Annotated in this window: 25 protein-coding genes and 1 pseudogene; 14 read left to right on the top strand and 12 right to left on the bottom strand. The window is 66.4% G+C overall.

Annotated features, from left to right (window positions below; genetic code table 11):
- Window positions 1-9: 9 nt before the first annotated feature.
- From JOE53_RS13805 to JOE53_RS15220, 7 genes and pseudogenes are all read left to right on the top strand, one after another.
- Window positions 10-2,016 (top strand): hypothetical protein, encoded by a 2,007-nt coding sequence (locus JOE53_RS13805; RefSeq protein ID WP_204948049.1) that lies wholly within the window; start codon window positions 10-12, stop codon window positions 2,014-2,016.
- 479 nt (window positions 2,017-2,495) lie between these two features.
- A complete protein-coding gene (locus JOE53_RS13800; protein ID WP_045247062.1) occupies window positions 2,496-3,662 on the top strand; it encodes an MFS transporter in 1,167 nt (388 codons plus the stop codon).
- 207 nt (window positions 3,663-3,869) lie between these two features.
- Window positions 3,870-4,625, top strand: a complete 756-nt coding sequence (locus JOE53_RS13795) for a dienelactone hydrolase family protein (RefSeq protein WP_045247061.1) — start codon at window positions 3,870-3,872, stop codon at window positions 4,623-4,625.
- A 143-nt stretch (window positions 4,626-4,768) separates the two neighbouring features.
- Window positions 4,769-5,593, top strand: a complete 825-nt coding sequence (locus JOE53_RS13790; RefSeq protein WP_271171088.1) for an SMODS domain-containing nucleotidyltransferase — start codon at window positions 4,769-4,771, stop codon at window positions 5,591-5,593.
- Window positions 5,590-8,712, top strand: coding sequence for an amino acid adenylation domain-containing protein (locus JOE53_RS13785; protein WP_325168508.1), 3,123 nt, complete (start codon window positions 5,590-5,592; stop codon window positions 8,710-8,712). The genes JOE53_RS13790 and JOE53_RS13785 overlap by 4 nt, the downstream gene beginning before the upstream one ends.
- On the top strand, window positions 8,709-9,983 hold the full coding sequence (locus JOE53_RS13780; protein ID WP_204948047.1) for a condensation domain-containing protein: 1,275 nt from the start codon (window positions 8,709-8,711) through the stop codon (window positions 9,981-9,983). Before JOE53_RS13785 ends, JOE53_RS13780 begins: the two co-directional genes overlap by 4 nt.
- Window positions 9,980-10,414: pseudogene (locus tag JOE53_RS15220) on the top strand (alpha/beta fold hydrolase); the annotation flags it as partial. The gene JOE53_RS13780 and the pseudogene JOE53_RS15220, both read left to right, overlap by 4 nt.
- Before the next feature lie 70 nt (window positions 10,415-10,484).
- Here the strand turns inward: JOE53_RS15220 and JOE53_RS14850 are convergent.
- The gene (locus tag JOE53_RS14850; RefSeq protein WP_233449587.1) at window positions 10,485-10,724 is read right to left on the bottom strand and encodes a hypothetical protein; all 240 of its coding nucleotides are present in this window, start codon (window positions 10,722-10,724) and stop codon (window positions 10,485-10,487) included.
- Window positions 10,725-10,856: 132 nt separating this feature from the next.
- Window positions 10,857-11,432 carry a recombinase family protein gene (locus tag JOE53_RS13770; protein ID WP_204948045.1) on the bottom strand — a complete coding sequence of 192 codons (576 nt, stop codon included), beginning with the start codon at window positions 11,430-11,432 and terminating at the stop codon, window positions 10,857-10,859.
- Window positions 11,433-11,615: 183 nt separating this feature from the next.
- Here JOE53_RS13770 and JOE53_RS13765 point away from each other — a divergent pair, with 183 nt between their 5' ends.
- On the top strand, window positions 11,616-12,389 hold the full coding sequence (locus JOE53_RS13765; RefSeq protein ID WP_271171089.1) for an alpha/beta fold hydrolase: 774 nt from the start codon (window positions 11,616-11,618) through the stop codon (window positions 12,387-12,389).
- Between the two features lie 19 nt (window positions 12,390-12,408).
- Here JOE53_RS13765 and JOE53_RS13760 read toward each other — a convergent pair whose 3' ends face one another.
- Window positions 12,409-13,551 (bottom strand): IS30 family transposase, encoded by a 1,143-nt coding sequence (locus tag JOE53_RS13760; protein WP_425562601.1) that lies wholly within the window; start codon window positions 13,549-13,551, stop codon window positions 12,409-12,411.
- A 114-nt stretch (window positions 13,552-13,665) separates the two neighbouring features.
- The gene (locus tag JOE53_RS13755) at window positions 13,666-14,235 is read right to left on the bottom strand and encodes a 2'-5' RNA ligase family protein (RefSeq protein ID WP_233449586.1); all 570 of its coding nucleotides are present in this window, start codon (window positions 14,233-14,235) and stop codon (window positions 13,666-13,668) included.
- 175 nt (window positions 14,236-14,410) lie between these two features.
- On the opposite strand from JOE53_RS13755, the gene JOE53_RS13750 reads away from it, so the two are divergent.
- A complete protein-coding gene (locus JOE53_RS13750) occupies window positions 14,411-14,740 on the top strand; it encodes a hypothetical protein (RefSeq protein ID WP_026095586.1) in 330 nt (109 codons plus the stop codon).
- Here the strand turns inward: JOE53_RS13750 and JOE53_RS13745 are convergent.
- From JOE53_RS13745 to JOE53_RS13730, 4 genes are all read right to left on the bottom strand, one after another.
- Window positions 14,721-15,567, bottom strand: a protein-coding gene (locus JOE53_RS13745; protein ID WP_233449959.1) for an IS5 family transposase whose coding sequence is annotated in 2 segments (ribosomal slippage) — window positions 14,721-15,260 and window positions 15,262-15,567 — 846 coding nt in all. Because the reading frame shifts where the segments join, the coding sequence is not laid out codon by codon here. The genes JOE53_RS13750 and JOE53_RS13745 overlap by 20 nt on opposite strands.
- Window positions 15,568-15,902: 335 nt before the next feature.
- Window positions 15,903-16,364, bottom strand: a complete 462-nt coding sequence (locus tag JOE53_RS13740) for a hypothetical protein (protein WP_204948042.1) — start codon at window positions 16,362-16,364, stop codon at window positions 15,903-15,905.
- A gap of 60 nt (window positions 16,365-16,424) precedes the next feature.
- Window positions 16,425-16,976 (bottom strand): hypothetical protein, encoded by a 552-nt coding sequence (locus JOE53_RS13735; RefSeq protein ID WP_204948041.1) that lies wholly within the window; start codon window positions 16,974-16,976, stop codon window positions 16,425-16,427.
- A gap of 70 nt (window positions 16,977-17,046) precedes the next feature.
- A complete protein-coding gene (locus tag JOE53_RS13730) occupies window positions 17,047-17,787 on the bottom strand; it encodes a winged helix-turn-helix transcriptional regulator (protein ID WP_233449585.1) in 741 nt (246 codons plus the stop codon).
- Here JOE53_RS13730 and JOE53_RS13725 point away from each other — a divergent pair.
- The 3 genes from JOE53_RS13725 to JOE53_RS13715 all read left to right on the top strand — a co-directional run bounded on the left by JOE53_RS13725 (window position 17,786) and on the right by JOE53_RS13715 (window position 19,558).
- The gene (locus JOE53_RS13725; protein ID WP_204948040.1) at window positions 17,786-18,172 is read left to right on the top strand and encodes a hypothetical protein; all 387 of its coding nucleotides are present in this window, start codon (window positions 17,786-17,788) and stop codon (window positions 18,170-18,172) included. The two genes, JOE53_RS13730 and JOE53_RS13725, sit on opposite strands and share 2 nt — an antisense overlap.
- Window positions 18,169-18,501, top strand: coding sequence for a TfoX/Sxy family protein (locus JOE53_RS13720; protein ID WP_204948039.1), 333 nt, complete (start codon window positions 18,169-18,171; stop codon window positions 18,499-18,501). Before JOE53_RS13725 ends, JOE53_RS13720 begins: the two co-directional genes overlap by 4 nt.
- Before the next feature lie 76 nt (window positions 18,502-18,577).
- Window positions 18,578-19,558 carry an IS481 family transposase gene (locus JOE53_RS13715; RefSeq protein ID WP_204948038.1) on the top strand — a complete coding sequence of 327 codons (981 nt, stop codon included), beginning with the start codon at window positions 18,578-18,580 and terminating at the stop codon, window positions 19,556-19,558.
- Here the strand turns inward: JOE53_RS13715 and JOE53_RS13710 are convergent.
- From JOE53_RS13710 to JOE53_RS13695, 4 genes are all read right to left on the bottom strand, one after another.
- Window positions 19,523-19,897: a hypothetical protein gene (locus JOE53_RS13710; RefSeq protein WP_204948037.1), complete on the bottom strand. Its 375-nt coding sequence runs from the start codon at window positions 19,895-19,897 to the stop codon at window positions 19,523-19,525. The genes JOE53_RS13715 and JOE53_RS13710 overlap by 36 nt on opposite strands.
- A 147-nt stretch (window positions 19,898-20,044) precedes the next feature.
- A complete protein-coding gene (locus JOE53_RS13705; protein WP_204948036.1) occupies window positions 20,045-20,353 on the bottom strand; it encodes an antibiotic biosynthesis monooxygenase in 309 nt (102 codons plus the stop codon).
- A 133-nt stretch (window positions 20,354-20,486) separates the two neighbouring features.
- Window positions 20,487-20,933, bottom strand: coding sequence for a hypothetical protein (locus JOE53_RS13700; protein ID WP_204948035.1), 447 nt, complete (start codon window positions 20,931-20,933; stop codon window positions 20,487-20,489).
- A gap of 143 nt (window positions 20,934-21,076) precedes the next feature.
- On the bottom strand, window positions 21,077-21,568 hold the full coding sequence (locus JOE53_RS13695; RefSeq protein WP_204948034.1) for a flavodoxin domain-containing protein: 492 nt from the start codon (window positions 21,566-21,568) through the stop codon (window positions 21,077-21,079).
- Window positions 21,569-21,652: 84 nt separating this feature from the next.
- Here JOE53_RS13695 and JOE53_RS13690 point away from each other — a divergent pair, with 84 nt between their 5' ends.
- Both JOE53_RS13690 and JOE53_RS13685 read left to right on the top strand, forming a co-directional pair.
- A complete protein-coding gene (locus JOE53_RS13690; protein WP_204948033.1) occupies window positions 21,653-22,477 on the top strand; it encodes a TetR/AcrR family transcriptional regulator in 825 nt (274 codons plus the stop codon).
- Between the two features lie 69 nt (window positions 22,478-22,546).
- A complete protein-coding gene (locus JOE53_RS13685) occupies window positions 22,547-23,308 on the top strand; it encodes a class I SAM-dependent methyltransferase (protein WP_204948032.1) in 762 nt (253 codons plus the stop codon).
- Window positions 23,309-23,409: the final 101 nt, after the last annotated feature.

The following is a 23,409-nucleotide window of genomic DNA, read 5'->3' as shown; positions in this document are numbered from 1 at the left end:
GTGTGCACAGTGTTCCCCGATGCCATGATGCTGATGCCGGTGGCGGTACCGGCGCCCACCGAAGGGCGGCGTGCAACCGCGACTGCAGATCGGCTAGCCCGCAACGCCGCGATGCTGTTCGGCGTCCCGTTCGAGGAGAATCCCCTTGGTCATGTACAGCTCACCCGGTTCGACGAGCTGACGCTGCAGGCCTTGAGTCAGGGGGCGCTCGAGCCCGACAACGGCAGCGACAAACGGATTGCCACCGCGACGCTCAATCGGTTTCGCCCGAATCGCAAGGCGGGCGCCCTGCTCGCGGGGGCGGAGACGCTCTTCGCGCCGCTTGTGCCTGTGTTCAACGAGGTGATTCGTACTACGGGACTGACTGAGCGCAACGTGCCGCTGATACTCGAAGTGCGCGCCGCGATCTGGGCGATACTCGTGCTCGAGTGCTACAAGTCCCAGCCGGCACTCTTTGTCGCCGCCGCTACGTCTCGCAACGTTCAGCGTTCACTTTCCCACTCATGGGCCCCGTATGAAGTCCGCCATGGCGCGCTGGGCGGTGACGAGCTTCCGAGTCTTGGAGCAGACCAGTCCACAACCCTGAGCATTCTGGATCACACCGTTCAGTTCGTAATGACTGGCGACACCGATCGCCCTGATCTCGACGAGATATCAGACGTCGAGAGCGATCGGCCCCGCATGGGCGAGGACGCCAGCGAAAAGTTTCTTCGTGAAGACCTGATCTCGCGTTGGCTGAAGCACATGCTCGATTCGCCCGACCGCGGCTTCGCGTGGCTCGGCCCTCACAACGGCTCGCGGCGGATGCGCGCCTTCATTTCACCCCTGGGCTGCATCAACGCCTTCATCGATGAGATCGCAGAGACTGATCTCCTCGCGTGCGATATGGAACTAATGCTGCCGCGGATTCCGTCGGCCGGTGAACTGCGGCGCTTGTCGCTGACGGCGCAGCGCGCGACGATCTGGGTCATCCTGCAAGTTCACCGAATGCTACGCGACAACGCTCGCTTCAACCCCGCCACGGCGGCAGCTGACGATCCAGACTCCAGCGTCAAGCTTCGGGTAGTCAGCGAGTCCGAGCGGCTCGCCGTTCTCGCGGAAGCCGTTCTCGCACCCGACGACCCACTCGTGTCATGGGCGCGCGCAAAGTGGCGCAACAAGGTGATCGCGCAGGCCCTGGAGCGAGATTCGGTAGAAGCTGTTGCGCAGACTCACCTGCTCCGCGATGACATCGAGCAGATGAAGGCCCTCGCGAGGTCGGGCATTGTCGACGAAGGGTCTATCGCAGAGTTCGTCCGCTCGCTATCGCCGATCGTAAACTCTGTCGCCGACGATGCGAAGGAGCGAGGTGACAATGACACGAGCGCACAGCTGCGGCACGACCTCGCAAGCGACTGGCATGTGTTCTTCGAGTCGCTGAACGTGAACCCACGAACTTTGCTCGCCAAGTCGGAGTCCTCGACGCGGCACGCGCTGCCCGAATTGCTCGCCCCCCATCTACACAACTACGCGGGATATCTCTCACGGAGCGACGCCGATGACGATATCGAGCTCAGCATCCTGCTGCAGCGCGACGTCGTCGTACCCGCCCGACGAGCAGCCAGCCGCATGCACGGGACCACGACCGGCCTTCGCGTAGCACTTCAGGTGCTTGTGCGTGCGCTCTGCGTCCAGCATGATCGGACGGGTTCACCGGAACGCCAGCGCCATCTCGCGAGAGAGGCTGCTGAAATGACAGCCCAGATCATAGATGTCAGCCCGTGGACACTTGCGGGGGAGGGAGAGCTTCGTTCGGGGCAGGTGAACACGCTCACGGCAATCGTCACGGGCATCGTGGTTGCCGCCGAGCACAATATCGCTCTGCCGAATGTCGACCTCGACTGTGCACGGAAGCTCGCCGAGCGTGCGCATCGGGAGCTAGAGCGTCGTCGTAGCGGTGGCGAGATGTTCGGCCGCCTCGAGCAGCTCAATCGGCTTCGCACACGCCTCGAGATGGTGCCAACACCGATGACATGAGCTCACGCCCGCAACGGAGGTGCGCGCGCTGGCCTCCCACGAGATCGGCGTGTAGGAATCCGCCATTCCGCGTGGAATCCTGAACCCGAAACCGCTGCCAACTACCGTGGAATCCCGTCACTCTCCGCCATCTCGAGCGGGAACCTACAACATAGATGACGGATACGGGTCTGTCGAGAACGGCGAGCAGTGGGGTGAGGAAGACGGCCGAGAGATCATCTTCGAGACGCCAGCGTAAGCAGCAACCTTCGTCCCTACGCTTGTCCGATAGACGATCCGCTTGCAGGCGTCTATGTGCTGTGGTCGGAGGGGCCGGCAGCCGCGCGGTATCCACATCGGCTGGTTGCGAGACCTCAAGGCGGTGTGCGCGTCGAGCGCTACCCAGGTCGACGCGGCTCGGAGGCACGGAGCATCGATCGAGTTGCGAATGGGCCGGCTGCGACGGGGGTACCAGCGCAGAATCCCCCTAGGGTGGTCAAATGTCGACGACCTCCGCACGCCGCCGCGCGATCGGGGCGTCCGCGACCCTCTTGAGTGGCCCCGTCGATCTGCTCGACTTCCTTATTCCGCTCTGGGGGGGCGCGGTGCTCGGGCTCAGTACGTCTGTGGTCGGATGGCTGGTGGCCGCGGAGCTGGTGGTATCGGTGCTCATGCGACCGGTTGCCGGGTATCTCGCCGATTCGCGACCGCGCACCCGAGTCGCAGCGGTCGGAGCGTTCCTCTACAGCGCCAGCTGCGTGCTCTACGCGTTCGCAGATACGCCCGGGATGGCGTTCGTCGCGGCTGCCGTCGGCGGCGTCGCCGGCCCCCTGTTCTGGATCTCGCTGCGCGCCATCGCCGCCGAATACCTGTCGGACGACTCGGGGACGTTTGCAGGGCTGATGTCCTCCGAGGCCCTCGGATCCTGGATCTTCTGGGCGCCCGCGATGTTTCTCCTTGCATCCTACGGATACTCGGCCGTCTTCATCGGACTCGCCGCCGCGGCGATCGCCGCCGCGGTGCGCCTTCTGTTCGTGCCGAAGGAACCGCTCGTCGTGCGGGAAGAGTTCGCGGGCGGAACACGCGGACATGTCCGTCGACTCGCACCGCTCTTGGCGCTCGGCGTCTTCGTCACCGCCGCCGAGGCGGGCGTGGGTCTGGCGCTGCTCCTGCAGCTGCAAGCCCTGAACCTTCAGGTCTGGCAGATCGCGCTCGTTTACCTGCCGGGCGGTATCGCGCTCACGATTCTCCCGCGCCTCCTGCACGGTCTCGTCGAGCGATGGGGTCGCAAACCCGGCTACGCCGCCGCGTCCATCGCGTCTGCGGGGAGCGCAGCTGCGCTGGCGGTCTCCCCTCCAGTGATCGTCATAGCCGCGCTGTGGGTCTTCGTGTGTGCCGCGTTGGGCCTCCTCTACCCTCTGCAGAAGACCCTCGTCTCGGAGGCGAGCGGCGACCGCGTCGCCCGCGGGATGAGTCTGCAGGCGAACGCCGACACGATCGGCGCCGCGATCGGGGTGGTCGCTGCAGGCGCGTTGATCGCCGGTGGCTGGTGGGCTCCGGCGTACCTCGTGTTCTCCGCTGTCATCGCGAGCGGTACGGTCCTCGGCCCCTGGGCCATCGATCGCATAGGTCGGGATCGCCCACTGGCCGAGACTGCGGAGCAGTGACATGGCGAGCATCTGAGCGATCGCGTCGGCGACACATTTATTTCGATGGTGTCGCGGATGCTGGTAGCTTTCAGGGGTCCGTGCAGGAGTTTCGAGGAGGTGGTACCCGTGAACGAATCGACGTGGGTGCTCCCCACGGGAGTCACGGTCGGGCGATAGGTCGCCCGGGAGCGCCGCATCCTTGCAGCACTCCCGGAAGGCACGACCATGCACTTCACCTCCGAAACCCGCCTTGACCAGGGACCCATCGAACGCGAGTTCACCCTCGGCGACATTCCCGGCATCCTCTGGACACCACCCACCGCGTCGACGGCCGGCCCCGTTCCGCTCATCCTGTTGGGTCAGCCCGGCGGGCTCGGGCTACGGCGCATGCACCCCCGTCTGGAGGTCCGAGCACGCAGCGCCGCCGCACAGGGTTTCGCCTCGGTTGCTCTCGAACTGCCAGGTGCCGGAGACCGGCACCCGCTGCCGGGCGCGGAACAAGCCCGTGCCGACCTCGTGCGCGCGATCTCGGTGGGCGAGCGTCCCGATGACGACATCATCGACCGGCTCATCCTTCCCATCGTGGAGCGGGCAGTGCCGGAGTGGCAGGCCGCACTCGACGCAGTGCTTGGGCTTCCGGAGATCGGGGATCGGGTCGCCATCTCCGGCGGGGTCATCGCGGTCGCCGTGCGCCTGGCCGCGACCGATCGGCGCATTGCAGCCGCGGGCCTGTTCGCCGGAAGCTACGTGCCGCGATCGACCATGGACGAAGCGCGACGGATCACGATCCCCCTCCATGGGCTGCTGCAATGGGATGACGAGGGCAACGATCGACAGATGGCGCTCGATCTCTTCGATGCCTTCGCATCGACCGAGAAGACCCTCTACGCCAACATGGGCGGACACACCGGCGTCCCCTCATTCGCCAGCGAAGATGCCGCGCGCTTCTTCGCCCGCCATCTCGACTCGACAGGTGATTGATGTCCACCACGGATCGAGGACTGTAGGAATCTGCCGTTTCGCGTGGAACCTCGAACTCGAGATCACTGCCATTTGCCGTGGAATCCCGGCATCCTCCGCCATCTCGAGCGGGAACCTACAGTTGTGGACGAAAGGATTGATAGGTGGGCGACACCCCCATCAGTTGGCTCTCTGATCTCAACGCGAAGTACACGCCGAGCTCGACCCAGTTCGACGCGGCCCGAGGGCATCGCGCGTCCATCGAGTCGCGACTAGACAGCGACCTTGGCGTGCGCGAGATGTTCGAGATTGGATCGCTACGACACGGGACCGGCGTTTGGATCTACAGCGATGCGGATTACCTGGTGTCGCTCAAGGGGATCCGCCCGGAGTCGATCTGGACCATGCTCGAGAAGGTGAAGAGCAGCCTCGAGACGCGATTTCCGAGCACCACAATCAGCACGCGTCGACCCGCCGTGGTGTGCAAGTTCTCGGATGGAACCGTCGAAGTCGTGCCGGGCTACCCGGCAACGACCGGCTACTGGATCGCGCATCCTTCCGGGGGGTGGATGCTCACACATCCCAAGGACCACAACGCGTACGTCAACGGGGTGAATAGTCGGCACAGTGGGGCCGTCAAGAAGCTGGCGCGCGAACTGAAGGTCTGGAAGTACAAGCGGAACGTTCCAATCTCTTCGTGCTACCTGGAGATGCGGGCCGCGAAGTACATGGACGGGCAGAACACATATTCGGCGGTCTGGGATCTCCATGGCGCGCTGAAGCATCTCCAGGACGTCGGGCTGGCCGCGATGAACGATCCGACCGGACTGGGTTCGCGTTTCACCGCGTGCTCATCCGACACGAACAAGGCGGACGCTCTCTCGAAACTGAACACCGCAGTGACGCGTGCGGGTCGCGCCAAGGCCCACTGGGCCGCCGGCGAGAGTGCCGAGTCGATCGACGATCTCAAGCTCCTGTTCAACCAATGACGGCTTCGCACGCGGGCCGTGACTATACGCCGCCAACGAGCGCCACGATGCGCGAGCGGCAGAATCACACGGACGCACTCCGCTTGCTGATCGCGCAACGTCGCATCTACAACGTCGCGAAGCGATGGCAGTCCGCTCGATGGGTCGGCGTGATGATCATTGGCGTCGCGGCGCCCGTGCTGGCCATCGTCGTCCCGCAGGCAGCGGTCGTCGTCGGTGCCGTCGCGGGAGCTTGGCTCTTCTTCGGACGGACAGCATTCGCGTGGGGTGAGACCCTGAAGATGGGGAGGGCAGCTGCGGTCCAGGAGGACTTCGACCGCTACGTCTTTGCCATGCCCGTGACGATTGCCCGAACGACAGCGCCAACCCGCGAGGACATCGCCGCCATAGCCGGAGATCGTGCGCAGACTCTCACCATCGCGCGACGTGAGAAACTTCTCGACTGGTATCCGATAAGTCTCGGCGCGTCGGGGGCCACGTCGGTCGCCGTATCCCAGCGAGCAAACGCTGCGTACTCCGATCGTCTACTTCGTGCCACCGTGGCCGTCTGGGCCGTGTGGCAGCGAGATGACCTCGATCGCCGAGGCCGCTCGCTGCGTGACGCTTGGCGCAGGATGCTCGCCGATCACCCGCATACGGAGCTCGCATCGGATCGTCCGCGTCCGGCGCGGCAGACTTTCGGTGGGGTGCTCCACGAGCAGACGCTCATCGAAGGCGACGAATGGACGCGACTCCGCACCGCAGGAGCAGCGCTGGGAGCCACCTCCTACGCTACTTCGCTCGCGATGTTCGCAGCCGTGGTCGCCGCCTGGACGCGTCAGGACGACTTGCTCATCGGATCCCCGGTGGACCTCCGCACCGACCCACGACTCGAAGGCTCGATCGGCTACTACGTCAACATGCTCCCGATGCGGCTTCCCGTGTCGTGGTCGGCGTCCGTCGCCGACCACATCGTCGGAGTGCGTGATGTGGTGCTCGAGGCGCTTGACCACCGAGAGCTCCCGTTCGCCGATATCGTGTCGGCGGTAAACCCTCCGCGCGACCCCTCCCGGAGCCCGCTCGTCCAGATCGAGTTCGCATACGAGGCGGCTGCGACGCTACCAGACGAGTGGGACGGCATCCGCTGGGAGCACGGAAAGATCCACGACGGCGGCTCTCGGTTCGACCTGTCGGTGATCGCTCGCGAGAGCGCCGGGGGTCTGCTGGCGAGCATTGAATATAACCCTGATCTCTACGACGAGACGACGATTGCCTCCTTTGCGACGGCGTTCTCGCTCGCGCTCCGGCACGCGAGCCGTGATGTCAATGACACGCTCGCGGCTTTGCAACTCGTGGACGACGTCGAGGGGATCGTCGAACTGGAAGCGGAGCCCGCTGCACGTCCAGCTCCAGCGGAGGCAGCGATCACCCGGATCCTCAAGCACGTCGAGACCCGACCGGGAGCTCCAGCGATTGTCGGAGACGACGAGTCGCTGACGTACGGCGATCTCGGTGAGCGGGTCCGTTCGACGGCGGCGTGGCTACACGCTCAGGGCGTCATGGAGGGCGACCGCGTGCTGGTGGCGGCACCGCAGGGTGCACGGTTCGTCGTCGCGGTCCTCGCGACGCACCTGGTGGGGGCGGCGTTCGTGCCGTTCGATCTCGCATGGCCGAGCGGTCGTCGGCAGGCTGTCGCAGACCTCGCGGATGCGCGCGCCGTGCTCGTGGACGCGAGACTTGACGACGAGACCGGTTTCAGTGCACCCGTCGCTGAGATCGCGACAGTCTGGGCCGAGACTGCGTCGTCGTCGGTCGACGTCGTGCCGGGCGACGACGCGTACGTGCTCTTCACCTCGGGCACGACCGGCACACCCAAGGGAGTGGCGGTCGGTCAGGGTGCTCTGGCACACTTCACCCGCGAGATCGTGGGGGCCTATCGCATCGATCGGGACGATGTGGTGCTCGCCTTCGCCCGACCGACGTTCGATGTGGCGGTCTTCGACCTGTTCGCGACCTTAGCGGCGGGCGCAGCTATGGCAATTCCTTCGGTGAGCCAGCGTATGGATCCCGCGGAGCTCATGAGCCTCATGCAACGGCATCACGTGACGGTCGCCGAGCTCCCGCCGGCCCTTATGCCGCAGCTCGCACCGGCAGCACTGCCCGAGTTGCGGTTGGTGAGCGTCGGAGGAGAGGCATTTGACGGAGCGCTCATCGGATCGTGGGGCGTCCACGGCCGGGAGTTCTGGAACGGCTACGGACCTACCGAGACCACGGTCGCCGTCACCTTGTTTCGGTGCGAGGTGCCATGGCGGGGGAACCCGCCAATTGGTCGGCCGATCCCCGGTGTCACTGCCGTCATCGTCGACGACGAGTGCAGGGTGCTGCCGCGTGGCGCAGTGGGTAAGCTGCTCATCGCAGGCCCTACTCTGGCGGACGGCTACCTCGGTGATGCGGCCACCACGGCGCAGGCGTTCGTGACGCTCGAACTGGGAAACAGCAGCCGGCGCTACTTCCGCACGGGCGACCTGTGCAGGTGGGACGGGGACGGTCAACTCCGATTCCTGGGGAGGAGGGACGATCAGGCGAAAGTGAACGGCTTCCGCATTGAGCTGGCAGAGATCGAGGGGGCGCTGCGGCAGGCGCCTGAGGTGTCCGATGCTGCGGTCGCCATCCAGGCCGTCGAGGGCGCCGGCGCGCGAATCGTGGGGTGGATTCAGAGCGCAGCGCCAGGCGCCGTTAAGGTCGCTCTGGACCACGCGAGCTCCCTGCTGCCCGAATACTCTGTCCCCGCCGCGCTCACGGTCGTGCAGGCGATCGAGCGAACCGCTAACGGCAAGGTGGCGCGTGACGCCATGTTGCGACGCCACCCAGTCTCCGTGCACCCCACCGCTGCCGGTCGGGCGCTCAGCGAGACGGAGCAGCGCGTCCACGACGAGGTGTTCGTAGCCGTCCTCGGGGAGGGGTCGCTCGACCCCGACGTGAGCTTTTTTCGGCTCGGAGGAAACTCGCTGCAGGCGACCCGAGTCGTCGCCCTGCTGCGCGAACGCCTCGGCGTGGCTGTGAGTGTCGCCGACTTCTTCGCGGGGTCCTCTATCGCCGCCGTCGCAGCGGGGGTAGAGAAGGACGAGGCGCGCGGATGACGGGCGCTCAGGACCACACGTCCGCCTACGAGCTCGAGCGCCTGCTCACCGCCCTCGACGGCCAAGCCGTCGACGAGCTGTTCGCTCAGCTGTCGACGATGACGCTGCCATTCCTGCCGATCCATCACGAGATCGTCGAGCGTCAACGTGCGCAGATCCGGTTAGGTACGGACCAGCTGCACTTCGCATTCCGCATCGTGGGCCCGCTCGACCCCCTCAGGGTGCTCGCGGCGCAGCGAATTCTCGTCGAACGGCATGATGCGCTCCGGCTCGTCGCCGCGCATGGCATGGACAGCTTCGTGCTCCATGCGGACGGCGACTGGCCGCTTGCGCGCGGGACCGTCTCGGACGTCGACCAGGAGACGGCGGAACGATTGCTCCGCGATGCTCGGGCCGCGCCCCTTGCGCTACTGCCCGGCGCGTCGCTAGCGAGGTCGACGCTGCATCGGATGGACGCCGAGCACCACATCCTCGTCTGGTCGTTCTCGCATGCGGTTGTGGACGGGTGGTCGTTGGGGACGCTGTGGGACGACTTCGTCGTCGCCTACCGCGGCGGATCGGAGTCGCCAGCCGCAGGCTCGTATGCGGACTTCCTCGGGCGACAGCGTGTCGTGGAGCCGCCGCCGAGCGCAGCCCACCTCGAGGCGCAGGCCGCACCCGGCACGCTGGAGGTGCGTATCGATGAGTCCGCCAGGGCACGCATCGAGGAGCACTGCAGGCGAGTAGACACGACGCCCTATCTTGTGCTCCTAGACTCCCTCCTCCGGGCGATAGAGGAGTGCGAGATCGTTTCGCCGGATGTCCGCGTCTGGAGTCCGCATGCCGGGCGCGACTCGGTCGACGATGCGGCTGCCGTTGGAATGTTCGTGCGCGTGGTGGATGTTGGTGGGCTCGGTGCACTCGTGCGCGCGGCAGACCATGAAGGCGCGCACGCTCGAACCGTGCTGGCACGGCTGCTGCAGCCAGCCGCAGGCGCGTGGTCTCCGATGCCCGAAGACGGCGTGCTCTTCGTCCTGCAAAACGCCCCGGGTGGCGCTGAGGCACTCCCCGACTGCACCGTAGATGTCATGCGTGACCGGTCGCAGCCCGAGATGGCACCCGTCTTCGAATTCTACGCCCGCAGCGGCTCGAGGTTCCTGCTGTCACTGACCCTCGGATATCGCGGTACGGGGCTCGTCGGACTCCTCGAGTACGACGGACGGCGACTACCGGCTGCGGCCGTCGACGAGGTCGCCGCCGCATTCCAGCGCAGGCTGGCCGCGATCTCATGATCCGCATCGACCCTCTCGGGTCGCGATCCAGCGAACTTGCGCGGTCCGGCGACTGTATCGTGCTCCCCCCCGCGTTGGCCGCACCGTCGTACCTGCAGGCGATCGCCGAGACGATGCCGGCGTCGGTCGACGTCTTCGGGGTGTGCTCGCCAGGGCGAGGTGCGCTCGAAGACCTTCCCCCGCACTCCGACGTCGAGGAGCTCGTACAAACGCTGAGGGCGTTCATGGCGTCGAGGGCGCGCCCCACCGTGCTCCTGGGACACAGCCTGGGAGCATTGCACGCGCTGGCCGTTGCCGCCGACGATGCGCTCCGGTCGGACGGCACGGTCGTCGCAGTCGTCGTCGCTGCCGCCGACCCTCCGGGCAGCCCGGTGCGGCACGTGACCCCTGAGAGTCTGATCCGCGTCGCCGGGCTCGAGGAGTTCGACGCCCCCGGGATGGTCGGCGATCATCTCCGCGCCTTGGCCGCATCCGACCTCGCGGTCGCGGGCCGTGAGGGCGCTAGGAGAGCTGCGGAGCGTTGCGCTTCGGGTCGGATCTGCGAGGACGGTAGAGCTTGGTTCCGCGCGGGAACGCTCTGCCGATGTCGATCAGGAGCGGGTCGATGCCCTTGTACCTCTCCGCGAGAGCGGGGTGGGCTGCGGTGATGTGCACGTCCGCGTCTACCTCGTCGACGGCCGCTACGAGCTGCGGGTGCATCGACTCGATGAGCGCGAGCGCGCCGCCCTTCGGGGCGCGCATGCTCCGGCAGAAGTTGTGATCCCCGCCACTGACGGCAGCGAGTGGGTGTGTGAGCGCTCGGTTTGTGTGGGCCGATAACGATGGTGATATCAACCGATCAACGCACCACCCGTGCCGTCGAGCGTATCCGCGTCAGTTCGACTCGCGGCGGAGCTCGCGGTAGATGGTGGTGCGGGACACGTCGAACAGTTCCGCGAGTTCGGCTTGGGTGTGCTTGCCTGCGGCGGCGAGGTCGAGCAGATGTTTCCGCTTTGCCTTGCTCAGGGTGGGTTGGCGGCCGCGGAGCTTACCGGCGGCTTTGGCGATCTGCATGCCCTCCCGCGTGCGGGCCCGGATGAGGTCGGCTTCGAACTCCGCAACCATGCCGAGGACGTTGAACAACAGCCGGCCTACCGGATCGTTCGGGTCGTAGACGGAACCGCCGATGCTCAGCGCGACGCCCTTGCTCGTCAGTTCGTCGGCGATGTCCCGCGCGTCCGGCAGCGACCGCGCGAGCCGGTCGAGCTTCGTCACCACGAGCGTGTCGCCCTCCCGCACCGCAGCGAGGGCCTGGGCCAGGCCCGGCCGGTCCCGGTTACGGCCCGTCAATCCGTGATCGACGTAGACGAGCTTCGGGCTCACACCGAGCGCTGCGAGCCCCTCACGCTGCGCCGCGACGTCCTGCCCGGCGGTCGAGACCCGCGCGTACCCGACCTTCGCTCCGCTCACTGGACCAGTGTTGCAGATACGGCACCGTCACCGCGCAATAATTCGTGCGGGCTATACGCGCATCCGTAGCCCAATGTTGACGCGGCTTCTTTTCATCCGAGGGGTGGAGCGGTGAACGACCGGCTATCGCGCGCAGGCTCCGAGCCGCTGTAGCTTCGTGGAATGGGTGAGGCGCGGCGTGCAGTGACGGTCGAGGACGGCACGACGATCTCGTATTCGGTCTTCGACGGGGCGGACCCGGCGGTCGTGATCTTGCACGGACTGGCAGGCAGCGGCCGCGAATTCATCCCGACCGCTCACGCGCTGGCCCCTCGGAGAGTGCTCCTGATTGACCAGCGCGGCCACGGGCTGTCCACACGCATGCCGGCTGAAGTGTCGCGCGCGGCGTTCGTCAACGACGTTGCCCGGGTCATCGAGGCAGAGGGAGCGCAGCCGGTGGACCTCATCGGCCAGTCGATGGGAGCCCACACGGCAATGCTCGTCGCGGCCGCGCACCCAGACTTGGTTAACCGCCTCGTGCTCCTAGAAGGCAACGAAGGCGGCGGGTCGGCGGAAGAACACGCCGCGCTCGGCGACTACTTCCGCTCCTGGGAGACCCCCTTCTCCAGCCGGGAGGAGGCGCGCGAATTGCTCGGCGGTGGCCCGCTGGCGCGAGCGTGGGCGGCGGACCTGGAGGAGCGCGAGGACGGCCTGTACCCGCGGTTCGCCGCCGACGTGATGGTTCGCGCCATCTCCGAGGTGGCGGTGCCACGTTGGAGCGAGTGGGAGAGCATCACCGTGCCCACGCTCGTGGTCTACGCCGACGGCGGCATGTTCACCGAAGGGCAGAAAGCCGAGTTTGTCGCCCGTGGCAAGAACGCCAAACGAGCCGACCTCACCGGCGCGACGCACGATGCGCACCTGGACGCATTCGACCAATGGTCCGTCGCGCTACGTGGATTTCTTATCGCACGCTGACCGATCCCTTCGCGCGTAGTCAGGTCATGAGCGCGTCGAGGAGTCGGTCGTGGCTGGTGTCCCAGCCGAGCACCCGGCGGGGCCGTGTGTTGATCTTTTCCGCGATCCGGTCCAGATCGGTCTGGGTGAAGCGGGTCAGGTCGGCCTGTTTCGGCAGGTACTGCCGCAGCAGTCGGTTCGTGTTCTCGTTCGAGCCGCGCTGCCATGGGGAACGCGGGTCGCAGAAGAACACGTCGATGCCCAGCGTTTGGGCGATGCGTTCGTGCTCGGACATCTCGCGGCCGCGGTCCCACGTCAGCGTCCGCAGCAGCTCCTTCGGAAGGGTTCGGAGGTTCTGGACCAGGGCGGCGCGCACGTCCGGCCCCTTGATCCCCGGCAGTCGCACGAGCCGGACCGTGCGCGTCGACCGTTCCACGAGCGTCGCGACCGCGCTCGGCCGTGCACCCATCACAAGATCGCCCTCCCAATGCCCCACCTCGTCCCGGTCCTCGACCTGGGCTGGTCGGTCGTGGATGGAGAGCATGTTCCGTAACCGGCCGCGCCCCTGCTTGGTCTTCCGTGCGAGGCGCGACATCCGCACCGGCCGTCCGGAGCGCAGGTGCGACGTCAACACGGACGGGAGAGCATGCCGGGTCGAGACATAGAGGTGGCGGTAGATCGCTTCGTGCGAGATCCACCACTCGGGCTCGTCGGGGAAGCTGCGCCGCAGCCAGGCAGCGATCTGCTCCGGCGACCAATCGTCCGTGAGCTTCAACCGCACCAACTCACGCAGCCCCTCGTGCCGGTCCAGCTTCGACGCCTTCGGCCGGCGAGCCCGCTCCCACGTCGCCGCATCGGCATTCGCGGCCCGGTATGCGTCCCGGCCTCCGTTGCGCGCGATTTCTCGTGACACCGAAGACGCCGAGCGACCGATCCTCGACGCGATCGCCCGAGCGGACTCGCCTGCGGCGATGCCCCGCGATATCTCCTCGCGCTCCACAAGCGAGAGTCTCAGAGCAGCACGACTCCGAGGCAACGGTCGGATGCCGCCCGTGAGCGCCAGGTGCCTTCGCACTGCCGCGGGGCCGCAACGGACGGCGCGCGCGATCATCCGCGCCGGTTCCCCGGCCCGCCATCTGTCCCAGATCGCGTCCTGTTGTTCCAATGTCAACGCCGAGCTCACGCGCCGCCTCTCCGATCGTCCGCATCATCCCAGGGGTGGTGCGTTGATCGGTTGAGACCGCCATCGTTTTCGGCGGGTGGTGTTGGGGCGATCGGTGCGAGGGCGCACCGCACCTCAAATGCCGAGTTGGATGACCTCGCTGTGCTCCTCGCCGTTTGCGTACGAGACGAGCTCTATCTCGTTGACGGTCTCGCGAACTGGATGCCTGAACTCCTGAACTCGTGCGGACTCGATCGCCTTCCAGTCCTCGCTCGACAGTGTCTTGCCGTAGGCCACGGACATGTGGAAAGTCCAGTCATCGAGAGGCAGCTCACCGAGGCGGTGGAAATCGGTCTGATCTAACAGGTCGGTCAAGGTTGCGTAGGCGGCGACGAGAGAGTGAGTGCGAGCAAGTCGAAGGATAAGGATCTGCCACGGCTCAGGGAATGAATCGACGGCGTCGCCGATGATTTCGATCGGCTGTTGCTGGGAAGCCCAACTGCGGACCAGCGCCGTGAGCTCGCCACGGCGTGTTGGCTCGTAGAAACCTCGAAGCGTCACGTGCCCCGTGTGCGGGTGCGGGAGTCCAGCCAGAGCCAACGCGTCGTTCTGCTCCGTCGCATAGCGATCCGCCACCTCTGAATTTGGGCGAAGCACCAGGTACTGCTGCCCGTCGAGAGATTCGAGTTGCTCCGGGGTCTTCATGAACGGTGGGCGCATACGACGACGATACCCAGAGTCCCTGCGGCATGAGATCTTCTTACGTGCTTCGGTTGCGATGACACTACTGCGCGGGAACGCTCCGGTCGTTGCCTAGGGCGTGTTGATCAAGAAGGTGCGGGGTGGCCAGCCGCCGCGAGTTGCGCGGGAGAATGGGCGTGTGAAGATCCAGGTGCTGCATATCGAGGATTGCCCGAATTGGCAGGAGGCGGGCGATCGAGTACGGCTGGTGCTCGACTCGATCGGACGGGGCGATGTTCCGGTGGAGTTCGTGTTGATCCGCACCGAGGCTGAGGCGGTGAGCTCTGGTTTCGCGGGCTCGCCCACGATTCTTCTGGACGGTCAGGACTTGTTCCCGTCCCAGGGGAACACTGCCGACTTGGCGTGCAGGGTCTATCTGACCGAGCGCGGCTTTGCGGGTGCGCCGACGGTGGGACAGCTTGAGCGCACGCTGCAGGAGCGCGAAGCGCTCAGCGGAGATCGGTCTTGATCCAGATCAGCGCCGCGGCGAGGCTGACGGCGGCTCGGTAGTTGCGGGCGAGTTTGTCCGAGCGCATCGCGATGCCGCGCCACTGCTTGAGACGGTTGAAGCAGCGTTCTACGACGTTGCGTCCCTTGTAGCGTTCCTTCTGCTTGTCGCCGAAAGCGATCGGCCGGCCCGGCTTCTTGCGGCGGTGCGCGATCTGGTCGTCCCGCTCGGGGATGGTCGCCGCGATCCTCCGGTCGCGGAGCCAGGCGCGGTTCGCCCTTGAGGGGTACCCCTTGTCGGCGAGCACCCGGTCGGGGCGGGTGCGGGGGCGGCCCTTCCCGTCGCGGGGAACGCGGATGTTCTCCAGCACCGCGCTCATCATCGTGGTGTCGTTGATGTTCCCGGCGGTGATCATCATGCTCAGCGGCCGGCCGCGGCCGTCGCAGACCAGGTGCAGTTTGGTCGTCAGCCCGCCGCGGGAGCGTCCGATCCCGTGATCAGGCGGCTCGGACCACGGATTCTTGTGATTCGGCACAGCCCCCTGTGTCCCGGGCGAGGGTCGCGCCGTGCTGATGCACGCGCGCGATCGTGGAGTCGATCGAGACGACCCAGTCGATTTCCCCAGCGGCGTCGGCCTGCTTCTGCACCTCGGTGAGCAGCTTCTGCCAGGTGCCGTCCCCGGCCCACCGGTTGAACCGCTTGTAGATCGAGTTCCACTTCCCGAACCGTTCCGGAACGTCACGCCACGGCGCACCGGTCCGGTACTTCCACGCCATCCCCTCGATAGCGAGCCGGTGATCCGTCCACGGCCGCGACCGACCGGTCACCGTCGGCATCAACGGCTCCATCACGGCCCACACCTCGTCAGAGATCTCCTGTCGCGTCACCGTTCAAGACTCACCCACCGAGGAGCGGAACCTCTTGATCAACACGCCCTAGGGGGTAGACCCCGGGGGGGGGGTGGCCTCACGGTCACCCCGCGGCATAGAACCGTTTCACACACAGAGCGTTTGACGTTTGAGGGTTCTCAGGGGGTCCACAACCCAGAGGAGTGTGGCGATGAACACCCCGCCCAGCGACGGCTTCCGGAACACGGCAGCGAACAACCAGGCGACACCCCACCCGCCCATTCGTGCGCGATCTCGCAGTCGCGGCGGGCGGGTGCCCGTCAGGTCCGGGAGGCTCACGACGTCAGTCGGGCGAGCAGGCGGCGCTGCTTCGGTTGGAGCTCCTGGAGGCGTAACCTCAGCGGGGGCTCCCCCGCCGGCAGAACCACCCACACACTGCCGATCGTGGTGCCTGCCGGGTTCAGTTCTAGGCGCGCCCCATCCTCCTCACGCTCCCAGCTGACCTCCGTCGTCAGCTCGGCGATGTACCGCGCCCGCTTCGTCCGAACCTCAGCTCGCTGTGCGAGCACCGGCACAGCCCGAGGCCGGCGGGTCTTGTTCGTGAGCACGACGGGCACCTCCCATACCTGCTCCAGCACACGATCCTCCGACAGCACCGGCGCGATCACTTCGATCCGTATGCCGCCGATGTTGGTGGGTAGCGATGGAGACTGCTGGGCACGCAGCAGGAGCCATGCCGCTGCGCCGAGGATGATCGCTGCAACCAGGAGCAGCGGCCACGATTCGCCTGGCATCACTGCTCCGATCTCTGCAGCAGGAGAGGCCACAGGCGGTCGATGTTCGCGCGCTTCGATGACTCAGGCATGACGTGTCCCGAGCAGAGCGGCCACCCGGTCGGCGGCGTCGTTGGGGTGTATCCAGGCGGGTAGCTGTCGGTCGAGATCCGACTGGGTGAGGCCGTATTGTTCCATCTGCCAGGTGATCTGGATGCGGCCGTTAGCGTCGTAGATCGGCCGGCCGTCATCCCACGTCACGTATGGTGCTTCGCGGCGCCGCTCCTCCTCCGAGCTCAGCGGAGAAGTCAACTCTTCGACGTCCAGGATCAGCGCCCGCCGGGCGTGGAGCCCGACGGCCGGGAAGTCGGGATCGGTGTCCACGTTCCCGATCGGCTGCACGCGGTAGAGCGCACCGGCCCCTCGGCATCTGAGCGCGATCGACGCGAACACTCGGGCGAGTTCTCGATCCGTGGTGAAGTACACCCGATCGGCTCGTGCCTCGTCCATGTACAGGGCGCTGTGACCTGGCGCACCGGCGGCCTGGGCGGTGGGTGGGAGGATCTCATCTCCGACCGCGAGCCCCCCGATCCCGCCGTGCCAGAACTCTGCACCGGCGAGTCGATCGCGTGCCACTTTCCGCGCGGCTTTCGCGGCTCGTGCCTTCCCCATCGCTACTCCAATCTCGGGCCTCTGAAATCGACAGCTAGTTGTACTGACCGGGGACGTTAGTCGACGCTTGCGGTGCTGGTAGAACTCGCGTCAGGGCCGCGGCATCGCCGGTGACATCCACGCCCTGCGCGATAGCGGCGGGCAGAGGCATTGCGCCTTGTAGGAGGGCAACCAGTACCGGCCCGGGGCCTGTAACACCCGCCAGGGGGCTGACATCGCGCTGGCAAGGGTCCACCGTGATGGTCCCGTCGGCGGCGGTGAGGTCGAAGCCGTCGTCGAAGGTGCCGAACCGGATCAGGATCGGTGGCTCGTCCGGTCTGTGATCCGCGAGGAGGAAGCGTGCCGGTTGGCTGAGCCAGTGCATCTGGAAGATCGCATCACTCGGCGCGTCTGGAACCGTCGGTGCACCCCACTTCAGAAGCTCGCGCAGCACTCCGTCCAGGGCCCGGCCACGCTCGGTAAGCCGATACGTTGGCGTGCCCGGGGTTCCTGGGGCGGGCTCGCGGGCGACGACACCGTTGGTCTCGAGGTCCCGCAGACGCTGGGTGAGCAGGTTTGTCGCGACGCCAGGCAGGCCGCGCTGGACTTCGCCAAAGCGCAATGCGCCCCCGATCAGCAGCTCACGCACGATCAGGAGAGTCCACCGGTCACCGACGACATCCAGGGCGCGAGCGATCGAGCAGAGCTGTCCGTAGGACTTCACCTGAACCCCCTTGACTTTATCAAGTGCCTGCTTGAAAGTATCAAGCACCATTTTCACACCAAGGAGAGCCATGCCCGCCACCCTGTCTTCTGCCTCACCTCAGACCCTCAAGGACTATTACCGGATCCTCGAGTCCGGCATCGACAGTTACCAGGATGGGGCTGACCTACGGCCTCTGCTGGGTGACCACCTCGACTTCACGGGCTCCCTCGCTGGACACCTCCCCGACGCCACCGATGGCTTCCTGGGCGGGGTTGCCGGTTTCATTGCGACGGTCAAGCAGATCGAGATCATCCACGACGTGCACGGCCCTAACGGCTCCGCCGTGCTCTATACGGCGACCATGCCCGGCGGTCCCATGACCTTCGCGGAGTTCTTCACCTTCGACGGCGGACGCATCGCGTCCTTGAACCTTCACTACAGCGGCCCCGAGTACATCGAGAAGGGTGGACGATGACAGCACAGAAGGACCTGGTCGAGCGAGTTCGTGACGCGCTAAGAGCTCGCAACCCTCGTGAGGTGTCGATGTTCGGGGGAGTGTCGTTCATGGTCGAGGACCGGATGGTCGTCGCCGCTCGTCGGGAAGGGACACTCCTGCTACGCATCGACCCCACTGACGCAGAAGACCTACTCGCCCGCCCTGGTGCTCACCCTGCGCTCATGGGCGCAGACCGCCCCATGGGTGACGGCTGGATCTGCGTCGAGCAGGCCGCACTCCAGGGACCTGGGCTCGAGTCCTGGCTCGAGCCAGCACTCACCTTCCATGCAGCGCAAGGCGCCGAGTAGAGATCTCTACTCCAACTCCATCATCCGGTGGCCGGTCGCAAACGCGGCCGGCCACCGATCTATCTCAGGAGGCACTTTGAGGCATCGCAATGCCGCGCTGACCCCACGTCATCGTCTACGAGTCGCACGCCTCGTCATCGAGGAAGGATGGCCGATCAGCGAAGTCGCTGCCCGCTTCCAGGTGTCGTGGCTGACCGTGAAGCGGTGGGTCGACCGCTACCTTGCTGGCGAGCCGATGCAGGACCGGTCGTCACGGCCGAAATCTTCGCCGAACAAGACGAGCAAGAAGACGACAAAACGGTGCGTGAGCCTACGAATGCGCCTGAGGGAAGGGCCTGTTCAACTCGCAGCCCGACTCGGCATCGCCCCGGCCACGGTCCACCGCATCCTTACGACCGCGCGCATGAATCGACTTTCCTACGTCGACCTTGCCACCGGCGAGCCGATCCGCCGATACGAACACGACCACCCTGGCTCGCTCGTGCACGTGGAGAAGCTCGGGAACATCCCCGACGGTGGGGGCTGGCGATACGTCGGGCGACGTCAAGGATCGAGGAATCGTGCCGTCACTCCCGGCAAGCCGAAGAACAAGTGGCGCAACCCCAAGCTCGGGTATGCGTTCGTGCACACCATCATCGATGACCACTCGCGCGTCGCCTACACCGAGGTTCACAACGACGAATCCGCTGTCACCGCCGTCGGAGTCCTGCATCGAGCGGTCGAGTGGTTCGCCGACCGAGGGGTCGCTATTGAGCGCATCTTGTCCGATAACGGTGGTGCGTACCGTTCTCACCTGTGGCGAGACACGTGCGAGGCTCTATCGATCACTCCGAAGCGAACGCGGCCATACCGCCCACAGACCAACGGCAAGGCCGAGCGATTCCACCGCACCATGGCCGACGGCTGGGCGTATGCGCGCTGCTACACGAGCGAGAACGAACGCCGCGATGCCCTCGCCGACTGGCTCCACGAGTACAACCAGCACCGACCACACACCGCCTGCGGAGGCCAGCCGCCCTTCTCACGATTGATCAACGTCCCCGGTCAGTACAACTAGCTCGTCGAGCCACGGGCTGAGCATGCCGACTCGGTTCTCACCCAGGTGCAGGATCTGTGCCGCCTCGCAGTACAGCTCGTCGGCGAAGTCTCGGGCGTCGAGTCGGTCGGCCAGCACTGCGGCGTTCTGCCAGAACACCTGGTCGACGATGTAGTCGCCGTCGAGGTAGAGCGTGGTGACGGTGAATGACCCTTCAAGTTCGCTCCCGCAAAGCGTGTTCGCAGCCAGGGCGACGACGTCGCCGACTCTGACCGGATGAGCGCCGAACTCGCTGAAGGTGATCGCAGAGCCGGCGCGGACGAACACCAACTGGACGCAGTCGAAGGCGACGGGCGCCACAGGCGCGTACATCGTCCTGCTGCGGGCGAGGATGGGTGAGAACTCGGGAGTACCGGTGCTGTCAGGTCCTCCGCGTCGGTTCCGCTCGCCTGACATCGTGGCGTCGCTGGTTTAGCTGGTCACCGCTCGAGGTCTTCCCTGGTTTGGTCACGCGCGGGCGGTGTACTCCGCGACGGTCGCATAGAGACCGGGGTGTGCCTGAGCGATCGCGGCGGTGCGCTGGGCGTATTCGGCTGCGGCAGGGTCGGCTTGGGTCGCTCGCACGTCGTCTGCGCTGTGCCATCGCGCGATGTTGATGACCCGCCGTTGGTCGGCGCTGGCGATGATCGTGACGGAGATGAAGCCGGGCCGGTGGGAGATGACCTTCTCGCTGCCCTCTTTGAGGATGTCGATGACGGCCTGCTGCTGTTCTGGTTCGACGTCGATGATGTTGACGAACGTGACGGGATTGGGCATGGGTGGCGCTTCCTTTCAGGTGTGCGTGAGAACTCGGCGTGCAAGCTGGTGCCGCGACTCCGGGCAGTCGTCGGGGTGGATGGCGTGCTGATCGTGGTGCCGTCCGTGGCTGTGGAGTCGAACCGGATGGGGCTCACGCGGCGGTCCAGACGGCAGTGGCGCCGGCCTGAGCCACGAGAGCGAGGGTGATCAGGGACGCGCCAGCGGCGATGACCAGCAAGGTCGAAGCGATCCGTGAGAGGACCGATGGCTCTCGGCCGGGGCGGAGGACCCACCACACGGTGATCAGGACGAGGGTAAGCATGGCCCCGGTGGCGTAGAAGAGGTTCGCGCTGCCCAGCGCGTGCTCGTTCGCTGCGGCTGCTTCCGCCGATGTCGCTGTCTGCTCCACGTGTTCCAGGAGCGCTGGCCCTTCGCTGGATGCCCAGATGACCGCGGTGACGGCGGCGACGTTGGCGAGGATGGTCGGCAGGCGCATTCGCGCCCGGCTTCTCGTCGACAGCGCGTAGACGCAGGTGAGGATGCTGGCGAGGGGCACCAGGGCGATGGTCAGGTAGACGACCGCGATGTGGCTGGGCACGGTGGAGGCTCCTCAATCCCGTAGGGGGCGGCCGTCGGCGTTGGTCAAGGGAGCGGCATGCGGTAGACCGCTCGACAGGGGCGGTGCGGTCGGAGGCGTGATCATGGCGAGTTTCGCTTCTTCGTGAGTCTGGACGCTTGGGTCTATTGGCGGGCGAGGTGCTGGCCCCAGCTCTGGGCGGCGTTGACCTGTCCTGGACGCAGGGGGCCTTTGAGCCCTCTGACCGTGAAGCTCTTGGTCTCGGCAGCGGCAGCCAGTCCTCGGCGGGCGAGGGTTCGGGCGGCGGCCTTGGCCGCCGAGCCGCTGAACCAGCTCTTGCTGGTGACCGTGTCGAAGACCGCGACCTTCACCCCGTCCCGCAGCTGCACGGTGTCGACCCATTCCTGCGCACCGGTCGCACCGTGCTTGGCTCCGGCCGCGATGGCCTTCTGCCGGGTCGCAGTCGTGGACAGGCCCCGGTTGTGCGTGGGCGCTCCGAGAACCACCAGGTCGACGCCTGCGGGCACCTCGGCGAGCGCGTCCTCGACGTTGAGCATCTGCACGCGTCCGCCCTGCTGCGACAGGCCCTGCGCGATCGCATCCGCGATCGTCCGAGTGTTGCCGAACCACGATTCGACGACCAGTAGAACCTCCACGTGCCCACCATCCATTCGTACTCTCAATGTCTTTGACGGTACTCAGAGTACCACTGTCGGTACTCGAAGAGCTAGACTTGCTTCATGGCTGGAACGCGGATGAGTGACCGGGAGACGGAGCGGCGCATGCTCGACGCCGCAGTCGCGCTCGTGCACGAGCAGGGCATCTCGACCGGGCTGGAGTCGATCCCGTTCGACGAGGTAGTCCGGCAGGCGGGAGTCTCACGCACGTCCGCCTACCGGCGCTGGCCCAAACGCGATCACTTCTACGGCGATGTCCTGCTGGAGCTGGCCGGCGGCACCACGCTCCCTGCCCCCGAGGCCAGCATCGTCGGGCCGGCGGCGGACGTCGTCCTCGAACACGCTGCGCGCCTGGGGTCTCCGGAGGGGCACCGCGACCTCGTCGTCGAGCTGCTGCGGGTGTCCATCGGCGCGGACTACCGGGTTGTCAGCACCTCACCGCAGTGGCGCACGTTCACCGTCCTGCTGGCCAGTCATCAGGGCATCACCGACCCGCAGGTGCGCGATGAGGTCACCGCCGCCCTCGCCAGTGCGGAACGTCGGGTGACGGATGCTCGGGCGCGTGCGTACGCGCAGTTCACCGGTCTGCTCGGCTACCGGCTCGTCGCTCCACTGGCCGGACCGGACGGCTTCGAGCTGATGAGCCGAGCAGCCGGCGCCACCATGTCCGGCCTGCTCACCCGACTGACCCTGGGAGAAAATGCCACCGACACCCCACGCCCCATGCGCGCTTTCGGCAGCACACAGCCGGCGCAATGGGACTCGGCTGTATACATGGTCGCCTCAACGGTCCTGGCCTACATCGAACCCGACCCCGGCGTGCAGTGGACCCACACCCGCGTCGACGACCTCGTTACCGCGCTCACGAACTACGTCTCCTCGGTCTGACGCCGTGGACACCGTCATCACAGCGCACCGCGGGGCAGTGAGCGCCCCTACAGGTCCCCAGGAGGCTTCATGAGTGATCCTGCGAGCTTCTACACTGGACTGGTCGCGGAGGTGTACTCGGCGTTGAAGGCTGAGACATTCGATCCGAGTCGATACGCGGACTTCGTCCGGTCGCACGGTGAACCGGCCCTCGAAGTCGGCTGCGGTGCCGGTCAACCGATGCTCCAGCTGGTCAGCGAGGGACTCGATGTCGACGGCGTCGACTCCTCACCCGACATGATCGAGCAGGCGCGACTGGCGGCGGGCACGCAAGGGCTGGACGTCCGGCTTCACGTCGCGCGGATGGAAGAGATGGACCTCGGACGGTCCTACCGGTCGGTATACCTGGCCGGGCCCACCTTCGAGCTGCTACCGCACGACGACGCGGCCCTGCGAGCCCTCAAGTCCTTCCGCCGCCACCTCGCCACCGACGGCACGATCATGGTGCCGCTGTGGGTCGCCGGCCCGACGCCCCGGGAGCAGTTTGGCGTGGCGCGCGAGACTATCGATCACCGCGGTGACCTGCTGCGCTACACGCCGGTGTCGGAGGACTACAACCAGAACGCTCGAACCCGCCGCACCACGGTGACCTACGAACGTGTGCCCCGGTCGGGTCCACCCCAGCGCGCTGACCGCGAGTGGGTGATCCACTGGCAGACGCGGCAGACAATCACCGCGCTCGCCTCGCGGGCAGGCCTGACCGTCCGGAGCGTGGAGCCGTCGGACACCGCCGCAGAGGGTGAGCCGGGTGAGGAGTTCACCGTGTACTTGACGCACTCCCCAAGCAGCTGAGGCCGGCGAGACCAGCGGGCCCCGCGCACTCCTCCGCGGTGCGGCGCGCGTTCATCCGAGGCACCGACAGCCTCACTCGCTGCCGCCGGCACCGTCGTCCG

The sequence above is a fragment of the Microbacterium laevaniformans genome, from assembly GCF_016907555.1.
Classification (GTDB): Bacteria; Actinomycetota; Actinomycetes; order Actinomycetales; family Microbacteriaceae; genus Microbacterium; species Microbacterium laevaniformans.
The sequence above is the reverse complement of the archived record's forward strand: the minus strand, read 5'-3'. Positions and strand labels throughout refer to the sequence as shown.

Coding starts and splice junctions, on each gene's coding strand:
- JOE53_RS13755 (WP_233449586.1), bottom strand. CDS start 14,235: ATGAAGACCCCGGAGCAACTCGAATCTCTCGACGGGCAGCAGTACCTG.
- JOE53_RS13725 (WP_204948040.1), top strand. CDS start 17,786: ATGCCCGCCACCCTGTCTTCTGCCTCACCTCAGACCCTCAAGGACTAT.
- JOE53_RS13705 (WP_204948036.1), bottom strand. CDS start 20,353: ATGCCCAATCCCGTCACGTTCGTCAACATCATCGACGTCGAACCAGAA.
- JOE53_RS13685 (WP_204948032.1), top strand. CDS start 22,547: ATGAGTGATCCTGCGAGCTTCTACACTGGACTGGTCGCGGAGGTGTAC.
- JOE53_RS13785 (WP_325168508.1), top strand. CDS start 5,590: ATGACGGCTTCGCACGCGGGCCGTGACTATACGCCGCCAACGAGCGCC.
- JOE53_RS13690 (WP_204948033.1), top strand. CDS start 21,653: ATGGCTGGAACGCGGATGAGTGACCGGGAGACGGAGCGGCGCATGCTC.
- JOE53_RS13795 (WP_045247061.1), top strand. CDS start 3,870: ATGCACTTCACCTCCGAAACCCGCCTTGACCAGGGACCCATCGAACGC.
- JOE53_RS13720 (WP_204948039.1), top strand. CDS start 18,169: ATGACAGCACAGAAGGACCTGGTCGAGCGAGTTCGTGACGCGCTAAGA.
- JOE53_RS14850 (WP_233449587.1), bottom strand. CDS start 10,724: ATGCGCGCCCCGAAGGGCGGCGCGCTCGCGCTCATCGAGTCGATGCAC.
- JOE53_RS13780 (WP_204948047.1), top strand. CDS start 8,709: ATGACGGGCGCTCAGGACCACACGTCCGCCTACGAGCTCGAGCGCCTG.
- JOE53_RS13730 (WP_233449585.1), bottom strand. CDS start 17,787: ATGGCTCTCCTTGGTGTGAAAATGGTGCTTGATACTTTCAAGCAGGCA.
- JOE53_RS13800 (WP_045247062.1), top strand. CDS start 2,496: ATGTCGACGACCTCCGCACGCCGCCGCGCGATCGGGGCGTCCGCGACC.